The 15,497-nt window shown below is 64.2% G+C and carries 18 protein-coding genes; 8 read left to right on the forward strand and 10 right to left on the reverse strand.

Going from position 1 to position 15,497, the window contains the following annotated elements; genetic code table 11:
- Positions 1-58 precede the first annotated feature (58 nt).
- The 4 genes from AC0ZJQ_RS09715 to AC0ZJQ_RS09730 all read right to left on the reverse strand — a co-directional run bounded on the left by AC0ZJQ_RS09715 (position 59) and on the right by AC0ZJQ_RS09730 (position 2,689).
- Complete coding sequence (locus AC0ZJQ_RS09715) at positions 59-280, reverse strand: hypothetical protein (RefSeq protein WP_476477742.1); 222 nt, start codon at positions 278-280, stop codon at positions 59-61.
- Between the two features lie 266 nt (positions 281-546).
- Positions 547-900, reverse strand: a complete 354-nt coding sequence (locus AC0ZJQ_RS09720; RefSeq protein ID WP_476477743.1) for a hypothetical protein — start codon at positions 898-900, stop codon at positions 547-549.
- An 11-nt stretch (positions 901-911) separates the two neighbouring features.
- A complete protein-coding gene (locus AC0ZJQ_RS09725) occupies positions 912-1,148 on the reverse strand; it encodes a hypothetical protein (protein WP_476477744.1) in 237 nt (78 codons plus the stop codon).
- A 326-nt stretch (positions 1,149-1,474) separates the two neighbouring features.
- On the reverse strand, positions 1,475-2,689 hold the full coding sequence (locus AC0ZJQ_RS09730) for a phage/plasmid replication domain-containing protein (protein ID WP_476477745.1): 1,215 nt from the start codon (positions 2,687-2,689) through the stop codon (positions 1,475-1,477).
- Between the two features lie 111 nt (positions 2,690-2,800).
- On the opposite strand from AC0ZJQ_RS09730, the gene AC0ZJQ_RS09735 reads away from it, so the two are divergent.
- Together AC0ZJQ_RS09735 and AC0ZJQ_RS09740 are read left to right on the forward strand one after the other, a co-directional pair.
- Complete coding sequence (locus tag AC0ZJQ_RS09735; protein ID WP_476477746.1) at positions 2,801-3,001, forward strand: hypothetical protein; 201 nt, start codon at positions 2,801-2,803, stop codon at positions 2,999-3,001.
- Between the two features lie 77 nt (positions 3,002-3,078).
- Positions 3,079-3,270, forward strand: a complete 192-nt coding sequence (locus AC0ZJQ_RS09740; RefSeq protein WP_476477747.1) for a hypothetical protein — start codon at positions 3,079-3,081, stop codon at positions 3,268-3,270.
- 695 nt (positions 3,271-3,965) lie between these two features.
- Here AC0ZJQ_RS09740 and AC0ZJQ_RS09745 read toward each other — a convergent pair.
- Entirely contained in the window at positions 3,966-4,853 is an 888-nt protein-coding gene (locus AC0ZJQ_RS09745) for a helix-turn-helix domain-containing protein (RefSeq protein ID WP_476477748.1), read from the reverse strand.
- Positions 4,854-5,036: 183 nt separating this feature from the next.
- Here AC0ZJQ_RS09745 and AC0ZJQ_RS09750 point away from each other — a divergent pair, with 183 nt between their 5' ends.
- The 4 genes from AC0ZJQ_RS09750 to AC0ZJQ_RS09765 are packed head-to-tail and all read left to right on the forward strand — an operon-like array spanning position 5,037 to position 9,649.
- Positions 5,037-7,091 carry an FUSC family protein gene (locus AC0ZJQ_RS09750; protein ID WP_165594388.1) on the forward strand — a complete coding sequence of 685 codons (2,055 nt, stop codon included), beginning with the start codon at positions 5,037-5,039 and terminating at the stop codon, positions 7,089-7,091.
- On the forward strand, positions 7,088-7,291 hold the full coding sequence (locus AC0ZJQ_RS09755; protein ID WP_008568728.1) for a DUF1656 domain-containing protein: 204 nt from the start codon (positions 7,088-7,090) through the stop codon (positions 7,289-7,291). Before AC0ZJQ_RS09750 ends, AC0ZJQ_RS09755 begins: the two co-directional genes overlap by 4 nt.
- Positions 7,292-7,295: 4 nt before the next feature.
- Entirely contained in the window at positions 7,296-8,198 is a 903-nt protein-coding gene (locus AC0ZJQ_RS09760; RefSeq protein ID WP_165594389.1) for an efflux RND transporter periplasmic adaptor subunit, read from the forward strand.
- The gene (locus tag AC0ZJQ_RS09765; RefSeq protein ID WP_476477749.1) at positions 8,195-9,649 is read left to right on the forward strand and encodes an efflux transporter outer membrane subunit; all 1,455 of its coding nucleotides are present in this window, start codon (positions 8,195-8,197) and stop codon (positions 9,647-9,649) included. The genes AC0ZJQ_RS09760 and AC0ZJQ_RS09765 overlap by 4 nt, the downstream gene beginning before the upstream one ends.
- Positions 9,650-9,653: 4 nt before the next feature.
- Here AC0ZJQ_RS09765 and AC0ZJQ_RS09770 read toward each other — a convergent pair whose 3' ends face one another.
- Positions 9,654-9,980 (reverse strand): YnfA family protein, encoded by a 327-nt coding sequence (locus tag AC0ZJQ_RS09770; protein WP_476477768.1) that lies wholly within the window; start codon positions 9,978-9,980, stop codon positions 9,654-9,656.
- A gap of 21 nt (positions 9,981-10,001) precedes the next feature.
- Entirely contained in the window at positions 10,002-10,400 is a 399-nt protein-coding gene (locus AC0ZJQ_RS09775) for a YkvA family protein (RefSeq protein WP_476476565.1), read from the reverse strand.
- Between the two features lie 174 nt (positions 10,401-10,574).
- Here AC0ZJQ_RS09775 and AC0ZJQ_RS09780 point away from each other — a divergent pair, with 174 nt between their 5' ends.
- Positions 10,575-11,510: a LysR family transcriptional regulator gene (locus tag AC0ZJQ_RS09780; protein ID WP_213663327.1), complete on the forward strand. Its 936-nt coding sequence runs from the start codon at positions 10,575-10,577 to the stop codon at positions 11,508-11,510.
- Between the two features lie 271 nt (positions 11,511-11,781).
- On the forward strand, positions 11,782-12,018 hold the full coding sequence (locus tag AC0ZJQ_RS09785) for a DUF2790 domain-containing protein (RefSeq protein ID WP_102828459.1): 237 nt from the start codon (positions 11,782-11,784) through the stop codon (positions 12,016-12,018).
- 74 nt (positions 12,019-12,092) lie between these two features.
- Here AC0ZJQ_RS09785 and AC0ZJQ_RS09790 read toward each other — a convergent pair whose 3' ends face one another.
- From AC0ZJQ_RS09790 to AC0ZJQ_RS09800, 3 genes are read right to left on the reverse strand one after another with little or no spacing between them, the layout of a single operon-like run.
- Positions 12,093-12,362, reverse strand: a complete 270-nt coding sequence (locus AC0ZJQ_RS09790; protein ID WP_213663326.1) for a cold-shock protein — start codon at positions 12,360-12,362, stop codon at positions 12,093-12,095.
- A 38-nt stretch (positions 12,363-12,400) separates the two neighbouring features.
- A complete protein-coding gene (ligD, locus tag AC0ZJQ_RS09795) occupies positions 12,401-14,965 on the reverse strand; it encodes a DNA ligase D (protein ID WP_476476566.1) in 2,565 nt (854 codons plus the stop codon).
- Positions 14,966-14,974: 9 nt separating this feature from the next.
- The gene (locus AC0ZJQ_RS09800) at positions 14,975-15,277 is read right to left on the reverse strand and encodes a hypothetical protein (protein WP_165594392.1); all 303 of its coding nucleotides are present in this window, start codon (positions 15,275-15,277) and stop codon (positions 14,975-14,977) included.
- Between the last annotated feature and the right edge of the window lie 220 nt (positions 15,278-15,497).

Genomic DNA, 15,497 nt, shown 5'->3' on the forward strand with positions numbered 1-15,497 from the left:
TGCATGCCTGCTATTAGCGCCTTGGCCAACAGAACGCCCAGCAGCAGCGACCAGATCATTACGCCTTGCGCATCATGCTGATAACCAGCGACACACCGACGATGATCGCAACGGCAGCGATAACCAGCTTGCCCACCGAAGTACCGTCACCGGATGCCTGATCGAGGGCGGCGGTAGTGGCGGTATCAATCAACGACTCCGCGAAAACAGGAGAAGACGCAACAGCCGAGCCAACAGCGACGATGGAGGCGTTACGGAACAGGGTTTGAAGTTTTTCCATGATGAAGCTCCTTAAAGATCAAGAACGCGCTTTGCGCATGATTGACAGCACTACGCCGACACCAAAGCCGATGGCAAACAAGCCAATAGCCGAGGCAAATCCAATACGGAACGCCGACGCATCAAACCCACCCATTAACAGGGTGAGATACCCCTCCGCAGATGGAGGAAGTAAGTAAGCCGGCACCCATTCAAGTTGCGTACATGAAACGGCACCGGAACTTTCGGTCCATTGAGTGCACGCTTGAACAGATACGACGGCCATTGTTAGTTAGCCCCGGCAGCTCGGGCAGGTGCGGCAGCGGCCGCAGCAGCAGGCGCAGCAGCAGGACGGGCTTCCTGCAAGCGCAGCGGGACACCGGCGAGCAGGTAGTCAATCGAGTTGTAACGGTCGTTCACCTCGCAGGTGACGGGCATGAAGACCTCGACACCGACCTGCTGGCGGTAAGCGTTGTGGAGACCGTTCTTGATGGCGTCGCCGAATACGCGGGCCTTCACGGTGTTGGTCACGTCGAAGCCGTCGCGATCCTTGGACATGGTTTGAACGGCCACGATGGCCCAGCGCTTATCGGGTTCGCCTTTGTCGACAACGCCGAGAACAGTGCCTTTGATGATGTGCATGGGTGGGTCTCCTAGAAGCCGAAAACGTCGGCGAAGCACGGGGTTAAACGGGTCTCAGACTCGAACGTCCAGACGCGCTCGGGCTTAGCGCCCTGCTCTTTCCGCCGATCAAGTTCGGCGATGGTTTCGGCCACCTGGCTGCGCAGGTGGTCGGAGTTCGGACGGGAGTAAAAGCGCCGCATCTGCTGGCGGCGGAACTCGGAAACGGTCATGCCGTTGGCCGGATAGTCGGTGTGCATCTGGATCATGGGCGGAACCCCAAGCGCACGAGGTAAAGCGCAATCGCGCCACCGGCGAGGGTCGCGAGCAGCGAGCAGGTAGCGGCGATCATTTCGCGAAGCCCCGAAGGCGAAGCCAAGCAATGGGCGAGTAGCGGCAACCAGAGTCTGGATGCTCAAGGACGAGCGGCGAATCATGGCCAATACGGGCCGGCGCAACAGGCAATCCGCCGAAGGTGAACGCAAAATAGAGATGGCGAGTCATGCGGCCACCTGCAAAGCGAGGTAGAGAGCGCCGCACGCGACGATCTGAACAAACAGCGCCAGAGCGGCGAAAACAAACCACCGGGGCAGGCTCATGCGGCCACCTGCAAATGATTCGGACGGCGGTACCAAGACGGAATTTGCAGCACGTCAACCGGGATAACCTCACGGCTGGCGGTGTGAATGACCGGGCGCACCTTCGAGGTGTCGCATGGGTTGGCAATGTCGATTCCGATCTGGCGAAGCCGCGCGCGGTGGGTCTTAACTGAGGACTTCTCGAAATCAAACTTGGCCTTGCCGGTCATCCACTGGAGCGCATACATGGCAGTGGTGTACGCAGCCTTGTTGTTCTTCACGATCCCCTCGGAAATGAGGTGATCTGCGATCGTCTCGAAATCCATAGCCGTCACCTTCAGTCGGTCGTCTATCTTCAAAAATGCGTCGTGTATGGTCTGGAAGCGGGATTCATCGAACAGGCCCCACCAGCAAAGGCCCTCACGCTGGAGGTACTCACGCTTGAGTTCCTGTTCCATGCGAACAACGCCGTTCGACTTGCAGTAAGCGATCAGCTCGCGCAGATAAACGACCTCGGGCGAGTCGTCGCCGAAGTTCCGCCGAGCCTTGGGGAGCGTGAATTTCTCAAGGGCCACGGCCTTGATGTACGCCTTGCGGTACTGGTCGCGGGCGGTCCAATCGACAGTGCAACCATCCTCGAACAGATGGCCGACCTTGTAGCCGGCACGCTGTGTGCTGAGGCCGGACACATAGTCGAGTTCGTTGCCCTGACCAACTGAGCGATTGGTCGTCAGGTCGATGCGCGTAATACGCATGCCATCGCCCAGCGTCGTGTGGCGGTGAGTGGTCTCGACGGTCTGAATCGTGCCGTCATCGAGTTGGACTTCCTTGATGCGGGAAGCCTGTGCCTGCAAGAAGTCGAGTCGGGTGCACTTTGTCAGCGGCGGAAGCGAAACCGCCCTGCCCTCGTCGTCTTTCATGTTCGCCAAGATGCGGTTGTAAACCACGACGCACTGCTCAACGGTCTGGAAGCCGAACAGGTTGTCGAGCCGATCGACCGCGCTCGGGTTGCCTTGAACGATCAGCTTGCAGCCATCGACACGAACCGTGATCGACGTCGAATAGGAACCCTCGTACTTGACCTTAGGCTGAGTGGTAGCGAGCCGTTCACCAGTACGAGAGCAATACTTCTCGATGGTGACGGGGGCGATCTTCGGCAGATCGAACGGATAAACCTGCTCTACCGACAGGTAGTCGATAAACATCCGTGATTTTTGATCTGCAGACTGCATTCGCGGCATCCGTTTCAGCGTTACACGTTACGGTACGGGCGAACTTATACGCCGTTACGCGTTACAAAGCAACGCGTGACAGAATAACTGGCATCAGAGGAACAACAGGAAATGAAGACTGTGACGAAGCCCTATCGCGTGCGGGACGAGTTCGTCGAGGTGATCAAAGAGAGGCGAATAAACATGATCGTCGAGACGAGAGAAGACATAGCGGAGGCCGATTTGGTGAATGCAACGCTCTGGAAGCACCTCGGCCAAATAACCACAAAGGATGTATTGAAATACCGCGAGGAGGTCCTGCAGAAGGACTGAAAAAGTACGGGATTCCATACCAAATTGGGGGTGTTACAGCACCCCCACCCCGCCCGATCCAGAACGTAGGACCGAAAATGACAGAATGGATGCTGTGGATCGCCATCGCCGGAGGCGCAGGCGACGCACTAGATCTAAATCGGTACGAAACGAAAGAAAAATGCGAGTGGGCGCGTGCTTTGTTGATTGACAAAATCAAAGAGGCAAACGGAGAGATTTTGCCGAAAAAGCTCATGCATCAATGCTCCGAGGTCGAAAAGCAGCGCTGAACCTCCGAACCTTCGGGACCTAACCAGCGGAGCCGCTGACGATCTGGGGAGAGCGGCAGAGAAAAGCCCCGGAGCTGTGTGGTTTGAGCAGATCAGGGCACGGGTTGAGGTTGAGGCGGGACAGAACGACGACGAACGCGAAAAGCCCCTCAGTGGTCACGCAGCCCGCTGGGGGGCTTTTTCGTATGGCTGGAGGTCGGCCCCTTTGGGGGTGTCGTCGCGGTTGCTATGCGCACGACTGGAGGCCATGCAGGCGACTAATCGCCGCAAGCGGCGAGTCGAGGTAAGCCGGTCATTCAGAGTTCAAGAACACGGCGGGCGATCTGCCGAAGTTCGTCAAGAAGCGATTCCAGCTCTGCCCCTTCGTCATCGAGGTCGGACACTCGCCGGCGAAGCTGCCGCAGCTCGGCAACCAACCGACCATAGTCTTCGAGGACGTAGCAAACCGCGTCCAGATCGTGACCGCGCGCCGAGTAGAGCCGAGCATCGCGTACAAGGCGTTCAGGGATGGTAAGCGGGATAGCGGCTCTCATAATCGGCCCTATGTTAACCGGCGCCCGGAGCTGCAAGCATTGTCCGGACACCGCTCAACATAAGGCCATGTGCATTATGAGAACTCAAAGATACCAACTGAGGGTAGTCACTGGCACCAAATGCGTTCTCTGCATCGCTTTGCATTCATCCGCTTTCGCTGCTCACGACTGCGCATCGCGGAACGCGGCGCGAAACTCGCTGGGTTTGAGACCGGACTGCTTGCGGAAGAACCGACTGAAGTAAGCCGCATCGGCAAAGCCCAGGTCGCGGGCGATCTGCTGGATATCCAGACTGGTGTACGCCAGTTGCCGCTGCGCCTCGCGGACGATGCGTGCATTGACGATGGCGCTTGGCGATTCGCCGAATTGTTCGCGGCAGGCACGCCCCAGCGTGGCCACTGTGACGCCGAGCGCCTCGGCATAGCGGCCGAGGGACCACTGCTGACGATAATGCGTGTCGACCAGCTCGCGAAACCGCCCCAGCATGGCCGAGCGGCGCCCGCGGCTCTGGATCGGTGCCGGCGCCGGGCGCTCAAGCCGTGTGATGCGCAGCAGCAACGCAGCCAGCAGCGCCTGCCCGGCAGCGACGCTTCCGGGGGCCTGACTTTCGGCTTCGGCCTCGATCAGCTCGAACAGCGGCCAGATCGGCTCGGTGCCATCGGCTGGCCACGGCAACGCCACGACTACCGGGCGCTGCAGGAATGCCAGCAGATCGGCGGAGAGAATGCGCGCCGTCGACTCGAGCGGCCGCTGTGCCACCGTGATGACCGGGCCGTCAGTCTCGGCGCTGTAGCGAAACGCATGCACGGTGCGTTGCGGCAGCAGGATCAGGCACGGCGCCTGAAACGCCATGCGGCTGTTTTCCAGCGAAACCTCGCCGTGCCCCCGACGCACGTAGACGATCTGCAGCAACGAATCGTGCTGATGCGGGCGAATTTCGCGCTGATGCGACTCGCCTCGCGTGCTGATCCACTCCAGATGCAGCAGGTTCTGCCAGCTCGGCAAGGCGGCCTGACCGTACAGCGCGTAATTGGGTATGCGTTTGGTCATTGTCGTGATTCAGCAAGGCAAGACGGGCGTTTGCGTCGATATCGCACGCCCGAACAGGCCGTAATTGTCCTAGTGCTTGTTCAATTTGTCATAGCGAATTCGCGTTAAATGTAACTTCTTGTGTGCTTGCGTGGCGCCCTGTCACCTCCTCCCCGGCGCGCGCTTCTTCAGAACAGACTTGCTATGACCATGCCGACCTGGCGCGAATGGCTGTTTTCGGCCAAGGCGCTGATTGCTGCCCTGCTCGCGCTCTACATTGCCCTGGCGATTCCGCTGGACAACCCGTACTGGGCGATGGCCTCGGTGTATGTCGTGTCGCACCCGCTTTCCGGGGCGACGCGCTCCAAGGCTATCTACCGCGCGCTGGGCACGCTGCTCGGTGCGGCGGCGTCGGTCGTACTGCTGCCGATGTTCGCCCAGCAACCGGTGATGCTGAGCCTGGTGATCTCGCTGTGGATCGGCGCCCTACTCTTTCTATCATTGCTGGACCGCTCGCCGCGCAGCTACATCTTCATGCTGGCTGCCTACACGGTGCCGCTGGTCAGCCTGGCCGAGGTCAATCACCCGTCGACGATCTTCGATGTCGCTCTGGCGCGCTCCGAGGAAATCCTGCTGGGGATCGTCTGCGCCAGTGTGGTCAATGCCGTGCTGTTTCCCAGCCGTATCGCCACCACGCTCGGCGCGAAGATGGGCCTGTTGTTGCAGGATGGCCGTGCCGCCGTCAGCCGCATGCTCAATGCGCGGCACCTTGGCGAGGCCGATCAGCGCGCGCTGAACGCGCTGCTGGTCGACGTGATGGGCCTGGACGGCATGATCAATCACCTGAGCTACGACAGCAGCAGTCATCTGTCAGCCACTCACGCGCGCGAGTTTCGGGCACGCATGGCGATGCTGATGCCGCAGCTGATTTCCGCGGCGGACGCCTTGCACCGTCTGCAGGACGAGCTGCATGGGCTGCTGCCGGAACTGGAGGAATACCTGCAGGATGTTGATCGGTGGATCCAGGGTGATGCGCCGGACGGGCGCGCCGAACACCTGCGCGAACGCGGCATGCAACTGGCCGCCTGGCTCTGCGATACCCATCCGACCCACGCGCTTGCGATCGACAGCGGCCTGCGTCAGCTGCGCGCGCTGGTCGATCTCTGGCAGGACTGTCTCGATCTGCACCAGCAGTTTCGCGACGGCCATGCCGAGGCGGCGCCGGCACTGCGCTACCACGTGCAGCAGCTGATCGGCGGACCGCGCCACTATGATTACGGCCTGCTGGCGTTCTCCGCCGCGTCGGTTGCCGTGTCGATCTTCTGCCTGTGCATGCTGTGGTTCGTTTCCGGCTGGGAATATGGCTACAGCGGCGTGTTCATCGCCGCGGTAGCCGGATGCTTCTTCGCCAGTCAGGACAATCCGGCCCCGTTTATCCGCTCGTTTCTGATCGCCACGCTGTTTTCCTCCGTCGCGGCGGGCATCTATCTGTTCGCGCTGATGCCCAACGTGCACGACTTCGGCAGCCTGGCCACCCTCCTCGCCGTGCCGCTGCTGTTGCTCGGCACCCTCGCCGGCCGCCCGCAACATGCCGGCACGGTGATCCTGGTGGCCGTGCAGACGATCTCCAACATCACCATCCAGGACAGCTATCGCGCGGACTTCCAGCTGTTCGCCGACATCGCGCTATCGACTGCGCTCGGCGTGATCTTCGCGCTGGTCTGGGCGCGTCTGAGCCGGCCGTTCGGTACGTTCTGGGCCGCGCGCCGGCTGGAACGGCATGGCTGGCTGAGCCTGGCCGAGCTGGCCGTGACGCGACGCAAGCGGGATTACGCGACGGTCGCCTCGAGCTTCGTCGATCGCACCGCACAGCTGCTGCCGCGCCTCACCCAGTTGGGCGACGACGGCCAGGCGCTCAACGATGCCACGCGCGAGCTGCGCGTGTGCTTCCGGCTGCTGGAACTGCGCGAGCTGCATCTGACGCGCAGCAAAAAGCAGCAGGTGCAAACGGTGCTGCAACAGGTCCGTGAACACTTCCTCGCCTGCGCCCGCGCGCATCGCCAACTGCCGCCCGCGCAGGAATTGCTGCAAGCGCTGGAGACCGCGCTGCGGCTACTGCAGGACGATCCCACGCGCATCGCCCGCAAGGCTGCACAGGCACTGAACGGCCTGCGCCTGGCGCTGTTTCCCCATGCACCGGCCAGCGTGCCGATGCAACCGCCGCCATCCACGGCGGACCTTGCCGGAGCCTTCGCATGACCGGTCACCTGAATGTCTACGGCGTCTACGTGCCGGTGTTGCTGGTGGCGATGCTGGCCGCCTACGGCGTGAAGAGCGTGATCGCCGCGGCCCTGCGGCGGCTCGGCTTTTACCGCTGGGTCTGGCACCCGCCGCTGTTCAACCTCGCCCTGTACATCCTCGTGCTCGGCGCCCTGTTCAACCTCGTACCCAGGATGTGAATGCGTGAAGAACTGGATACCCGCCATCGGCTCGGTACTGCTGACCCTGCTGGCCGTGACCGCCGCAGTCGTCGTCAGCCTGCATCTGTGGGACTACTACATGGAAGCGCCCTGGACGCGCGACGGCCACGTTCACGCCGACATCATCCAGGTCGCGCCGGACGTTTCCGGGCTGGTGACCGAACTGCACGTGCGTGACAACCAGAAGGTCAGCCGCGGCCAGGTGCTGTTCGTCATCGACCAGGCACGCTTCGAACTGGCTGTCGACGAAGCCGAGGCCACCGTACTGGAGCGCCGCGCACAGCTCGATCAGGCGCGCCGCGAAGCCAGACGTAACCGAGTGCTCAAGGACCTGATCGCCGCCGAAACTGTCGAGATCGGCGACACCCAGGTCAAGCGTGCCGAGGCCGCGCTGGCCACCGCCGAGGCCGCGCTCGGCGTGGCGCGGCTGGACCTCAAGCGTACCCGCGTGCTCAGCCCGGTGGACGGTTATCTCAGCGACCAGACCATGCGCGTCGGCGACTACGTGAAAACCGGCACGCCGGTGCTGTCGATCGTCGATACCAACTCCCTGCGCATCGAGGGCTACTTCGAGGAAACCAAGCTGCACGCCATCGCCATCGGCCAGCCGGTGGACATCCACATCATGGGCGAGTCGCAGCACCTGCAGGGCCATGTGCAGAGCATCGCCGCAGGCATCGAGGACCGCGATCGCGCACGCGGCAATTCGCTGCTGCCCAACATCGACCCGAGCTTCAACTGGGTCCGCCTGGCCCAGCGCATTCCGGTGCGGGTGGTGCTGGACGAGGACCAGCAGACCGATATCCGCATGGTCATCGGCCGCACGGCGACGCTCTCGGTGCTGCCTTGGCCCGTCGCCACGGATGCGCAGCCGGTGAAGCCATGAGCTGCACGTCGCGCTGCGCGCCGCTCGCGCTGATCGCCCTGCTGTCGGCCTGCTCGGCCGTCGGCCCGGATTACCAGGTGCCTGCCGAGGCGGTCATCAAGCAGGAAAAGGCGCAAAAATCCTTCGATCTCGCCGATAACGCCGCCGTCAGCGCAAGCACCCTGCCCGATGACTGGTGGCGACTGTACGATGACCCGCTGCTCGACCAGCTGGTGCGCGCCGCATTGGACGGCAACCGCGACGTGCGCCTGGCCTACCACAACCTGCGGCGTGCCTACGAGGGCTACCAGATGGCGCATCACGCGCAGGAGGTCGAGATCGGCGGCAGCGGCTCGCTCGCACGCGGCCAGCTGTCCAGCGAAGCGCTGGCACTGCATGAAAAGCTGCCGGTGATGAACCTCGCCGACGCCGGGCTGACCGTCGGCTATCAGCTCGACCTGTTCGGCAAGCTGCAGCGCGCCACCGAATCGGCCGCCGCCAGTGCCCAGTCCAGCCAGGCCGCGCTGGATACCGCGCGCATCACCGTGGTGGCGCAGGTCGTACGCGATTACGTCGAAGCCTGCCATGCCACCGAGGAACTGCACATCGCCGGGAAGTCGCTGGATATCCAGCAACGTCAGCTGGACGTCGCCGAGCGGCTGTTCGCCGGTGGGCGCGGCAATCAGATCGACGTGGCGCGCGCCCGCGCCCAGGCCGAAGCGCTGCGCGCCGAACTGCCGCCGTTCGAGACCAAGAAGGCGGCCGCACTCTACCGGCTGGCCGCCCTGCTCGGCCGCACGCCCGGCGACCTGCCGCCGACAGTCGCTACCTGTACGCATGCGCCGCAGCTGAGCCAGCCGATTCCGGTGGGCGATGGCGCAGCCCTGCTCAAACGCCGCCCGGACGTTCGCGCCGCCGAACGGCAACTGGCCGCCGCTACCGCCGATATCGGTGTGGCGACCGCGATGATGTATCCGGAAGTCAGCCTCGGAGCCAGCGCCGGCTACACCGGCATGCTCGAACACATGGGCGATCCGATCACCCGGCGCTGGGCGTTTGGCCCGCATATCGCCTGGCACTTCCCGACCCAGGTCGACCGCGCCCGCGTGCGCGCCACCGAGGCCGGTGCCGACGCGGCGCTCGCCCGCTTCGATGGCGTGGTGCTCGAAGCGCTGCGTGAAACCCAGACGCTGCTCGCCCGCTACGCCGACGATCTGCAGCGCAACCGCGCCCTGCGCCAGTCGCGCGATGCCGCTAAAGCAGCCGCCGAGTACAGCCGCACGCTGTATCAGGAAGGCCGGCTCGCCTACCTCGACAGTCTGGACGCCGAGCGCACGCTGGCCGCCAGCGAAGCCACCCTCGCCGCCTCCGAGGCCCGGTTGTCACAGGATCAGGTCGATCTGTTCCTCGCCCTGGGTGGTGGCTGGACGACCGCCGCTGGCGCCGAGCCGGGCGTGGCCGCCGTGCATTGAGCGATCAGTGCGGGGTCGGTTGCAACGCGATGACCGCCATACCGACCAGCGCGATGGTGGCGCCGGCGATGTCCCAGCGCGTCAGCGCGACGCCGTCGACCAGCCGCAGCCAGAGCAGCGCGACCGCGATGTACATGCCGCCGTATGCGGCATAGGTGCGCCCGGCCGCGGTCGGATGCAGCGTCAGCAGCCAGGCGAACAGCGCCAGCGAAAGCGCGGCCGGCACCAGCAGCAGCGCGCTCCTGCCTTGCTTCAGGACCAGCCAGGGCAGATAGCAGCCGAGAATTTCCGCCAGCGCGGTCAGGGCAAACAGGCCAACCAGACGTAACAGTTCCACGCAGTTGTTCCTTGATCAGAGGCCGGCCGGGCTTGCGGCGTAGAGATACCAGAGCCACGCGAGCAGCCCCAGCCAGATGAGCACGATCCCCCCCGCCGCAACCCGGTTGACCGGCCGTGGCGTCTGTTGCGCTTCCCAGGCCAGCGCCTGCTGGCGGCATTCTTCCAGCAGCGCGGTGGGCATCAGGCGCAGCGCCAGCCAGATTCCCAGCGGCAGGAGCAGCAGGTCGTCCAGATAGCCCAATACCGGGATGAAGTCGGGAATCAGGTCTATGGGACTGAGCGCATAAGCCACCACGCACAGGGCGATCAGCTTGGGCAGCCAGGGCGTACGCGGATCCCGGCATGCGAACCAGAGCACCATCACCTGGCGCTTGAGCAGCCTGGCCCAGCGGCGGAGATCGTCGAGCATCATGAGCGAAGCGCCTCGGTAACCAACGGAGGCAGCTAGTCTGCGTGGTGTCGGGCGCGCGTCAAGCGCCGATAAGGTGTGCGGCGGCGATACTTGCGCAAAACGAAACAACGCTTCTCCCCTTCTCTCGATGCGGGCACCATTCGCCTAGTCAGTTGCACCAGGAGGTAAACATCAATGGATATGCTGCAGGCCATGCGGGCGTTCGTGCGGGTGGTCGACGCCGGCAGCTTCACCGCGGCCGCGGCGCAGTCGGCGACCTCCACGGCTCAGGTCTCGCGCCAGGTCGCCGAACTGGAGAGCCAGTTGCAGGCGCGTCTGCTGCATCGCACCACCCGGCGGCTGGCGCTGACCGAAGCCGGCGAGCGCTTCCTCGAGCAGAGTCGGCAGATTCTCGCCCAGCTCGAACAGGCCCGGCTGGAGGCCAGCGGCGCGCACCTGACACCGCGCGGACGGCTGCGCGTGCACTCCACCACCGGGCTCGGCATCCAGATGCTGGCCACGCTGGCGAGCCGTTACAGCGAGCAGTATCCCGAAGTGAATCTGGAGCTGATGCTCTCGCAGCGCCAACCGGATCTGCTGGGCGAAAGCCTGGACGTGGTCATCACGCTTTCACGCGAGCTGCCGGATTCCGAGCTGATCGCGCAGAACCTCGGCTCTGTGTTCAACCTCGTCTGCGCCGCGCCCAGCTACCTCAGGCAGCACGGCACTCCAACAACCCCGCAGGAGCTGCAGCAGCATCGTTGCCTGCGTCTGGTCGATCCGGTGTTCGCCGATGCCTGGGAATTCAACGACGGCGACGCCGTGCACCTGATCCACCCAGGCGACACCTTCAAGGTCAACGTCGCCGAGGCAATGGCCAGTGCCGCCGAGGCCGGCATGGGCATCTGCCTGCTGCCCGACTACGTGGCCGCGCCGGCGCTGCAGCGCGGCACGCTGGTGCGCCTGTTGCCGGGCTTCCGCCTGCAGTGCAAGCACATCCACGCGCTGTACCCGTCGCGGCGGTTTCTCGATGCGAAGATCAAGACCTGGCTGGAGTTTCTCAAGCTGGAACTGCCCAAGGCTTTCGACAGCTATCACCAGATCATTCAAAACCCGAACTACTGGGCCTGATTGTTGCTGATTCGGTAAAGGTCTATGACGATGCTCGTCATTTTTTACCGATACGTCGCGGCGTATCCTGCGTCAGTGGCAACAGCGGTTTCCCTGCACCGCTAGACCGCCCGATCGAGTGCTCCTTCGCTCTCGCGGTCATTGCCCCTTTCGGGCCGCTCTCCTCGTTGCGGCCCTGTTTATTGCGCTGGCGCACCTCAGACGTGAGCCGGCTTCGGGCGGTACCCGGCTTGGCCCTGTCGACCGCCAGACACATCGTTAGAGGTTCGATATGAAAAAGCTGCTGTGTATCGCCGGTCTGGCGCTGTGCGCCCCGCTGGCCAGTGCCGAAACCGCGCCCGTGGCCTATCAGTACGGCGACCAGCTGGACATCGCCAAGGTCGTTTCGCTGGAAGTTCCAGCCGGCGGCTGCGAGATCGTCGAGGCGAAGATGACCTACGTCGACTCCAAGGGCGAAACCCATGTGACGTCGTATCTGCGCCAGGGGCCGGACTGCCACAATTTCTGACCGCACGTAGCGTGTCGAACAGCAACGATGCCAATGGCGCCGTTGCTGTTTTTTTTGCGCTGCCGAACAGCGCGCTATACCTCGCCGCGCTCCACCTTCCTCGCCTCCGGACCTTCGTCGCCCAGCTCCTCGGCGAAGCGCACCTGATCACCCGTGCGCAAGCCATCGAACGCGCCACCGGTCACATCGCGGCGGTGGAACGGCAATTGCCGGCCGTCGGTCGTCTCGATCCGGCCAAGGCCCTGCCCGGCGTCCAGCTCGATCACCAGCCCCTGATGCTGCACCACAGGCGTGTCGTCACCGGTCGCCGGCGCGTTGGGTGATTCGTCGTACGGTGTGTCCATGACGCTTACCTCACTGTGATGGGGGTGCTGCGCGCGGCTCAACCACCCAGCCGTGCGCGCATGTCGTCGTCGATGCGTTGTCGTACCTGCGGCAGCTCCGCCCAGGGATCCGCCTCGCCCAGCTCCTGCAGACGCTCGAACAGGTTGCCGACCGTCCACAGATTGGCGCCCTGCAATTCGCTCAGTTCGTCGCGGTGGATCGGCACTGAAACCGGCAGGCCCGGCCGTGCGCGAACCGAATAGGCCGACACCGTGCTGGCGCCGCGGCTGTTGCGCAGGTAGTCGATGAAGATGCGGCCGACACGGTTCTTCGGTCCGCTGACGGCGGAAAAGTGGCTCGGCAGCAACTTGGCGAGATAGCGGGCGATGGCATGACTGAAGGACTTCACCTCGCTCCAGCCGTGCGCCGGCGCCAGCGGCACCACGATATGCAGCCCTTTACCGCCGCTGGTCTTGAGAAACGACTGCAGGCCGATCTCGTCCAGCAGCGTCTGGGTCAGCTGCGTGGCCTCGACCATGCGTTTCCAGGGCAAGGCGGGATCCGGATCGAGGTCCAGCACGAAGCGGTCCGGATGTTCCAGCCCCGGGGCGACGACATTCCAGGCGTGCAGCTCAATGGTGCCCATCTGCGCCGCGCCGACCAGCGCTTCGCGGCTGTCGATCACCAGCAGCGCACCGTGCTTGTCGAGCGCCGGATCGAGCTGGGTGATGTGCGGGATGCTCAGCTTGTCCGCGTGCTTCTGGAAGAACAGCTCGCCGGTGATGCCTTCCGGCGCACGCACCAACGCCAGCGGGCGGTCGCGCAGTTGCGGCAGCAGCCACGGCGCGATGCGGGCGTAGAAGCGCGCCAGTTCGAGCTTGGTGGTGCCGCTGTGCGGGTCGATGATGCGTTCGGGGTTGGAGATGCGCACACCGGTGCCGGCGAGCGGATCGTCCGCATCGCGCTTGCCGCTTCGGCTGTGTACCGCCTTGGCCGGTCGGGCGCGCTCGTGGGTGATCGCCTGCGCCGGTTTGTCGGTACGCAAGCCATGAAACACCGCATGCCGCACCACGCCCTGGCGTGTCATCTCGGCATAGGCCACTTCGCACATCAGTTGCGGTTCGAGCCATTGCGCGCCGCGCACATCGGCCGCCGGTGGCGCCTTGGCCAACGGACAGCGGGCGATTTCCAGCGCCTGCAAACGCCGATGCAGGCTGGTCAGCGTCGCCTGATCGAAGCCGGTGCCGACCTTGCCGGCGTAGCGCAAATGCCCGTCATCGTCATGCAGCCCCAGCAGCAATGCGCCGAAACCGGTGCGCGTGCCCTTGGGGGCGGTGTAGCCGACGATGATGAATTCCTGGCGGTTGCCGCATTTGATCTTGATCCAGCTGCTGCTGCGCTTGCCGACATAGCTGCTGCCGGCGCGTTTGCCGATCAGCCCTTCGAGCTTCATCTGGCAGGCGCTGTCGAGAATGCTCTGCGGCTGCTCGGTGAAATCCTCGGAAAACCGCAGCAGATCGCTATCGCTACGCGCCAGAACCTCGCGCAACGCCGCACGACGGTGCTCCAGCGGCACCGCGCGCAGGTCCAGCCCGTGCAGGTACGGCGCATCGAACAGGTAATAGAGGATGCCGCCACTGCGCCCGGCCTCGAAGGCGTTCTGCAGCGCCTGGAAATCCGGCGTGCCGTTCTCGTCGGGCACCACCACCTCGCCATCGAGCCAGCCCGATTGCAGTCCGAGCCCGGCCAGCGCGGCAGCCTGCTGCGGCATCTTCGCCGTCCAGTCGTGACCGTTGCGGGTAAACAGCTGCACCCGCCCCGCATCGATTCGCGCGAGGATACGGTAGCCGTCGAACTTGATTTCGTAGCGCCAGTCACCGCTCGGCACCGCATCCACCAGCGTGGCCAGCTGCGGCGTCAGCGTGGCCGGCAGGTCGGCGGCAACGGCGCCCGGTAGCACTTGCGGCGGCGCCTTGGTCGCCGCGCTCTTTCGCGTGCGACCGGGGCGCTTCACCGGCTTGGGCGGATCTTCCTCGGTGCGTTTGCGCGCCGTACCGCGCTGGCGCGGCAGCAGGGTGCGCTCGCTGAGCACGCTGTCCGGCTGGGCGGCGGTCACGTCGTAATCGGCCTGCTCGCGCGCCGCCTCATCGCGCGACTTGATCAGGAACCACTGCTCCTGCTTGCCCGCCATGCGGGTACGCACCAGGTTCCAGCTGCCGGCGAGCTTCTCGCCCTGCAGGGTGAATTTCAGCTTGCCCTTGCGATAACCGTCCTGCGGGTCGCCCTCGGGCAGCCAGACGCCCCGATCCCAGACGATTACGTCACCGGCGCCGTAGTGCCCTTCGGGTATGTGCCCCTCGAAGCTGGCGTAGTCCAGGGGATGATCCTCAACATGCACCGCCAGCCGGCGCACCGCCGGGTCCAGGCTCGGTCCCTTGGGAATCGCCCAGCTCTTCAGCGTGCCGTCGAGTTCCAGGCGGAAGTCGTAATGCAGTCGCGTGGCGTCATGCTTCTGGATGCAGTACTGCAGCGCCTGCTCGCTGCGCCGGGCGCGCTTACGCGTGCCGGCCGGCTCGGGCGTGGCAGCGAAGTCACGTTTGCGCTGGTATTCGTCGAGCGCCATGACGCCCCGTCAATCCAGCTCGCCGGCGCTGGTGGAGGGATCGTCGTGGCCGCCGGGTGCCGAGTGTCGCGTCGGATCGGTGGACGGCTCCGCCTCCCGATCATGCTTGGGCGTGACCACCGGGCGGCCATCTTCGGTAACCGTGCGCCCCTGCTCGTCCTTGCGGGTTTCTACTTCTTCGTGCGGCGTCGGATTACCCATCGTGCTGGGCGGCGAGGCGCGATCGTCGCCAGGCGTGCCGGCCGGATACTGCGCCAGTGCGGGCAATGTCAGTACGCCGGCTAGTACCAGCGCCAGGGATGCTTTCTTCATGTGGTCCTCCGCAGGTTTCGGTCCGCCTTAGCAGTTTTGTCATCCCCCTGCGGTATGAAGTTCAGCGAGGCTGATCGCCGGGCCGACGTGCCTTCCGATGAAAGGTCGCGGCCAAAAACACCGTCTCACGGGCCTGTTGCCGCATGGTCGGCAATTGGCGCCCAACGGCAATTTACAACCGGCAAGCGGCTGCTACGGTCATTGTGTCGCCAAGATGACG

The sequence above is a fragment of the Stutzerimonas sp. 21-1 genome, from assembly GCF_056336065.1.

What these genes read in the sequence shown, in the direction of transcription:
- AC0ZJQ_RS09715 (WP_476477742.1), bottom strand. Translation starts at nt 280, where the DNA reads ATGGAAAAACTTCAAACCCTGTTCCGTAACGCCTCCATCGTCGCTGTT.
- AC0ZJQ_RS09720 (WP_476477743.1), bottom strand. Translation starts at nt 900, where the DNA reads ATGCACATCATCAAAGGCACTGTTCTCGGCGTTGTCGACAAAGGCGAA.
- AC0ZJQ_RS09725 (WP_476477744.1), bottom strand. Translation starts at nt 1,148, where the DNA reads ATGATCCAGATGCACACCGACTATCCGGCCAACGGCATGACCGTTTCC.
- AC0ZJQ_RS09730 (WP_476477745.1), bottom strand. Translation starts at nt 2,689, where the DNA reads ATGCAGTCTGCAGATCAAAAATCACGGATGTTTATCGACTACCTGTCG.
- AC0ZJQ_RS09735 (WP_476477746.1), top strand. Translation starts at nt 2,801, where the DNA reads ATGAAGACTGTGACGAAGCCCTATCGCGTGCGGGACGAGTTCGTCGAG.
- AC0ZJQ_RS09740 (WP_476477747.1), top strand. Translation starts at nt 3,079, where the DNA reads ATGACAGAATGGATGCTGTGGATCGCCATCGCCGGAGGCGCAGGCGAC.
- AC0ZJQ_RS09745 (WP_476477748.1), bottom strand. Translation starts at nt 4,853, where the DNA reads ATGACCAAACGCATACCCAATTACGCGCTGTACGGTCAGGCCGCCTTG.
- AC0ZJQ_RS09750 (WP_165594388.1), top strand. Translation starts at nt 5,037, where the DNA reads ATGACCATGCCGACCTGGCGCGAATGGCTGTTTTCGGCCAAGGCGCTG.
- AC0ZJQ_RS09755 (WP_008568728.1), top strand. Translation starts at nt 7,088, where the DNA reads ATGACCGGTCACCTGAATGTCTACGGCGTCTACGTGCCGGTGTTGCTG.
- AC0ZJQ_RS09765 (WP_476477749.1), top strand. Translation starts at nt 8,195, where the DNA reads ATGAGCTGCACGTCGCGCTGCGCGCCGCTCGCGCTGATCGCCCTGCTG.
- AC0ZJQ_RS09775 (WP_476476565.1), bottom strand. Translation starts at nt 10,400, where the DNA reads ATGATGCTCGACGATCTCCGCCGCTGGGCCAGGCTGCTCAAGCGCCAG.
- AC0ZJQ_RS09780 (WP_213663327.1), top strand. Translation starts at nt 10,575, where the DNA reads ATGGATATGCTGCAGGCCATGCGGGCGTTCGTGCGGGTGGTCGACGCC.
- AC0ZJQ_RS09785 (WP_102828459.1), top strand. Translation starts at nt 11,782, where the DNA reads ATGAAAAAGCTGCTGTGTATCGCCGGTCTGGCGCTGTGCGCCCCGCTG.
- AC0ZJQ_RS09790 (WP_213663326.1), bottom strand. Translation starts at nt 12,362, where the DNA reads ATGGACACACCGTACGACGAATCACCCAACGCGCCGGCGACCGGTGAC.
- ligD (WP_476476566.1), bottom strand. Translation starts at nt 14,965, where the DNA reads ATGGCGCTCGACGAATACCAGCGCAAACGTGACTTCGCTGCCACGCCC.
- AC0ZJQ_RS09800 (WP_165594392.1), bottom strand. Translation starts at nt 15,277, where the DNA reads ATGAAGAAAGCATCCCTGGCGCTGGTACTAGCCGGCGTACTGACATTG.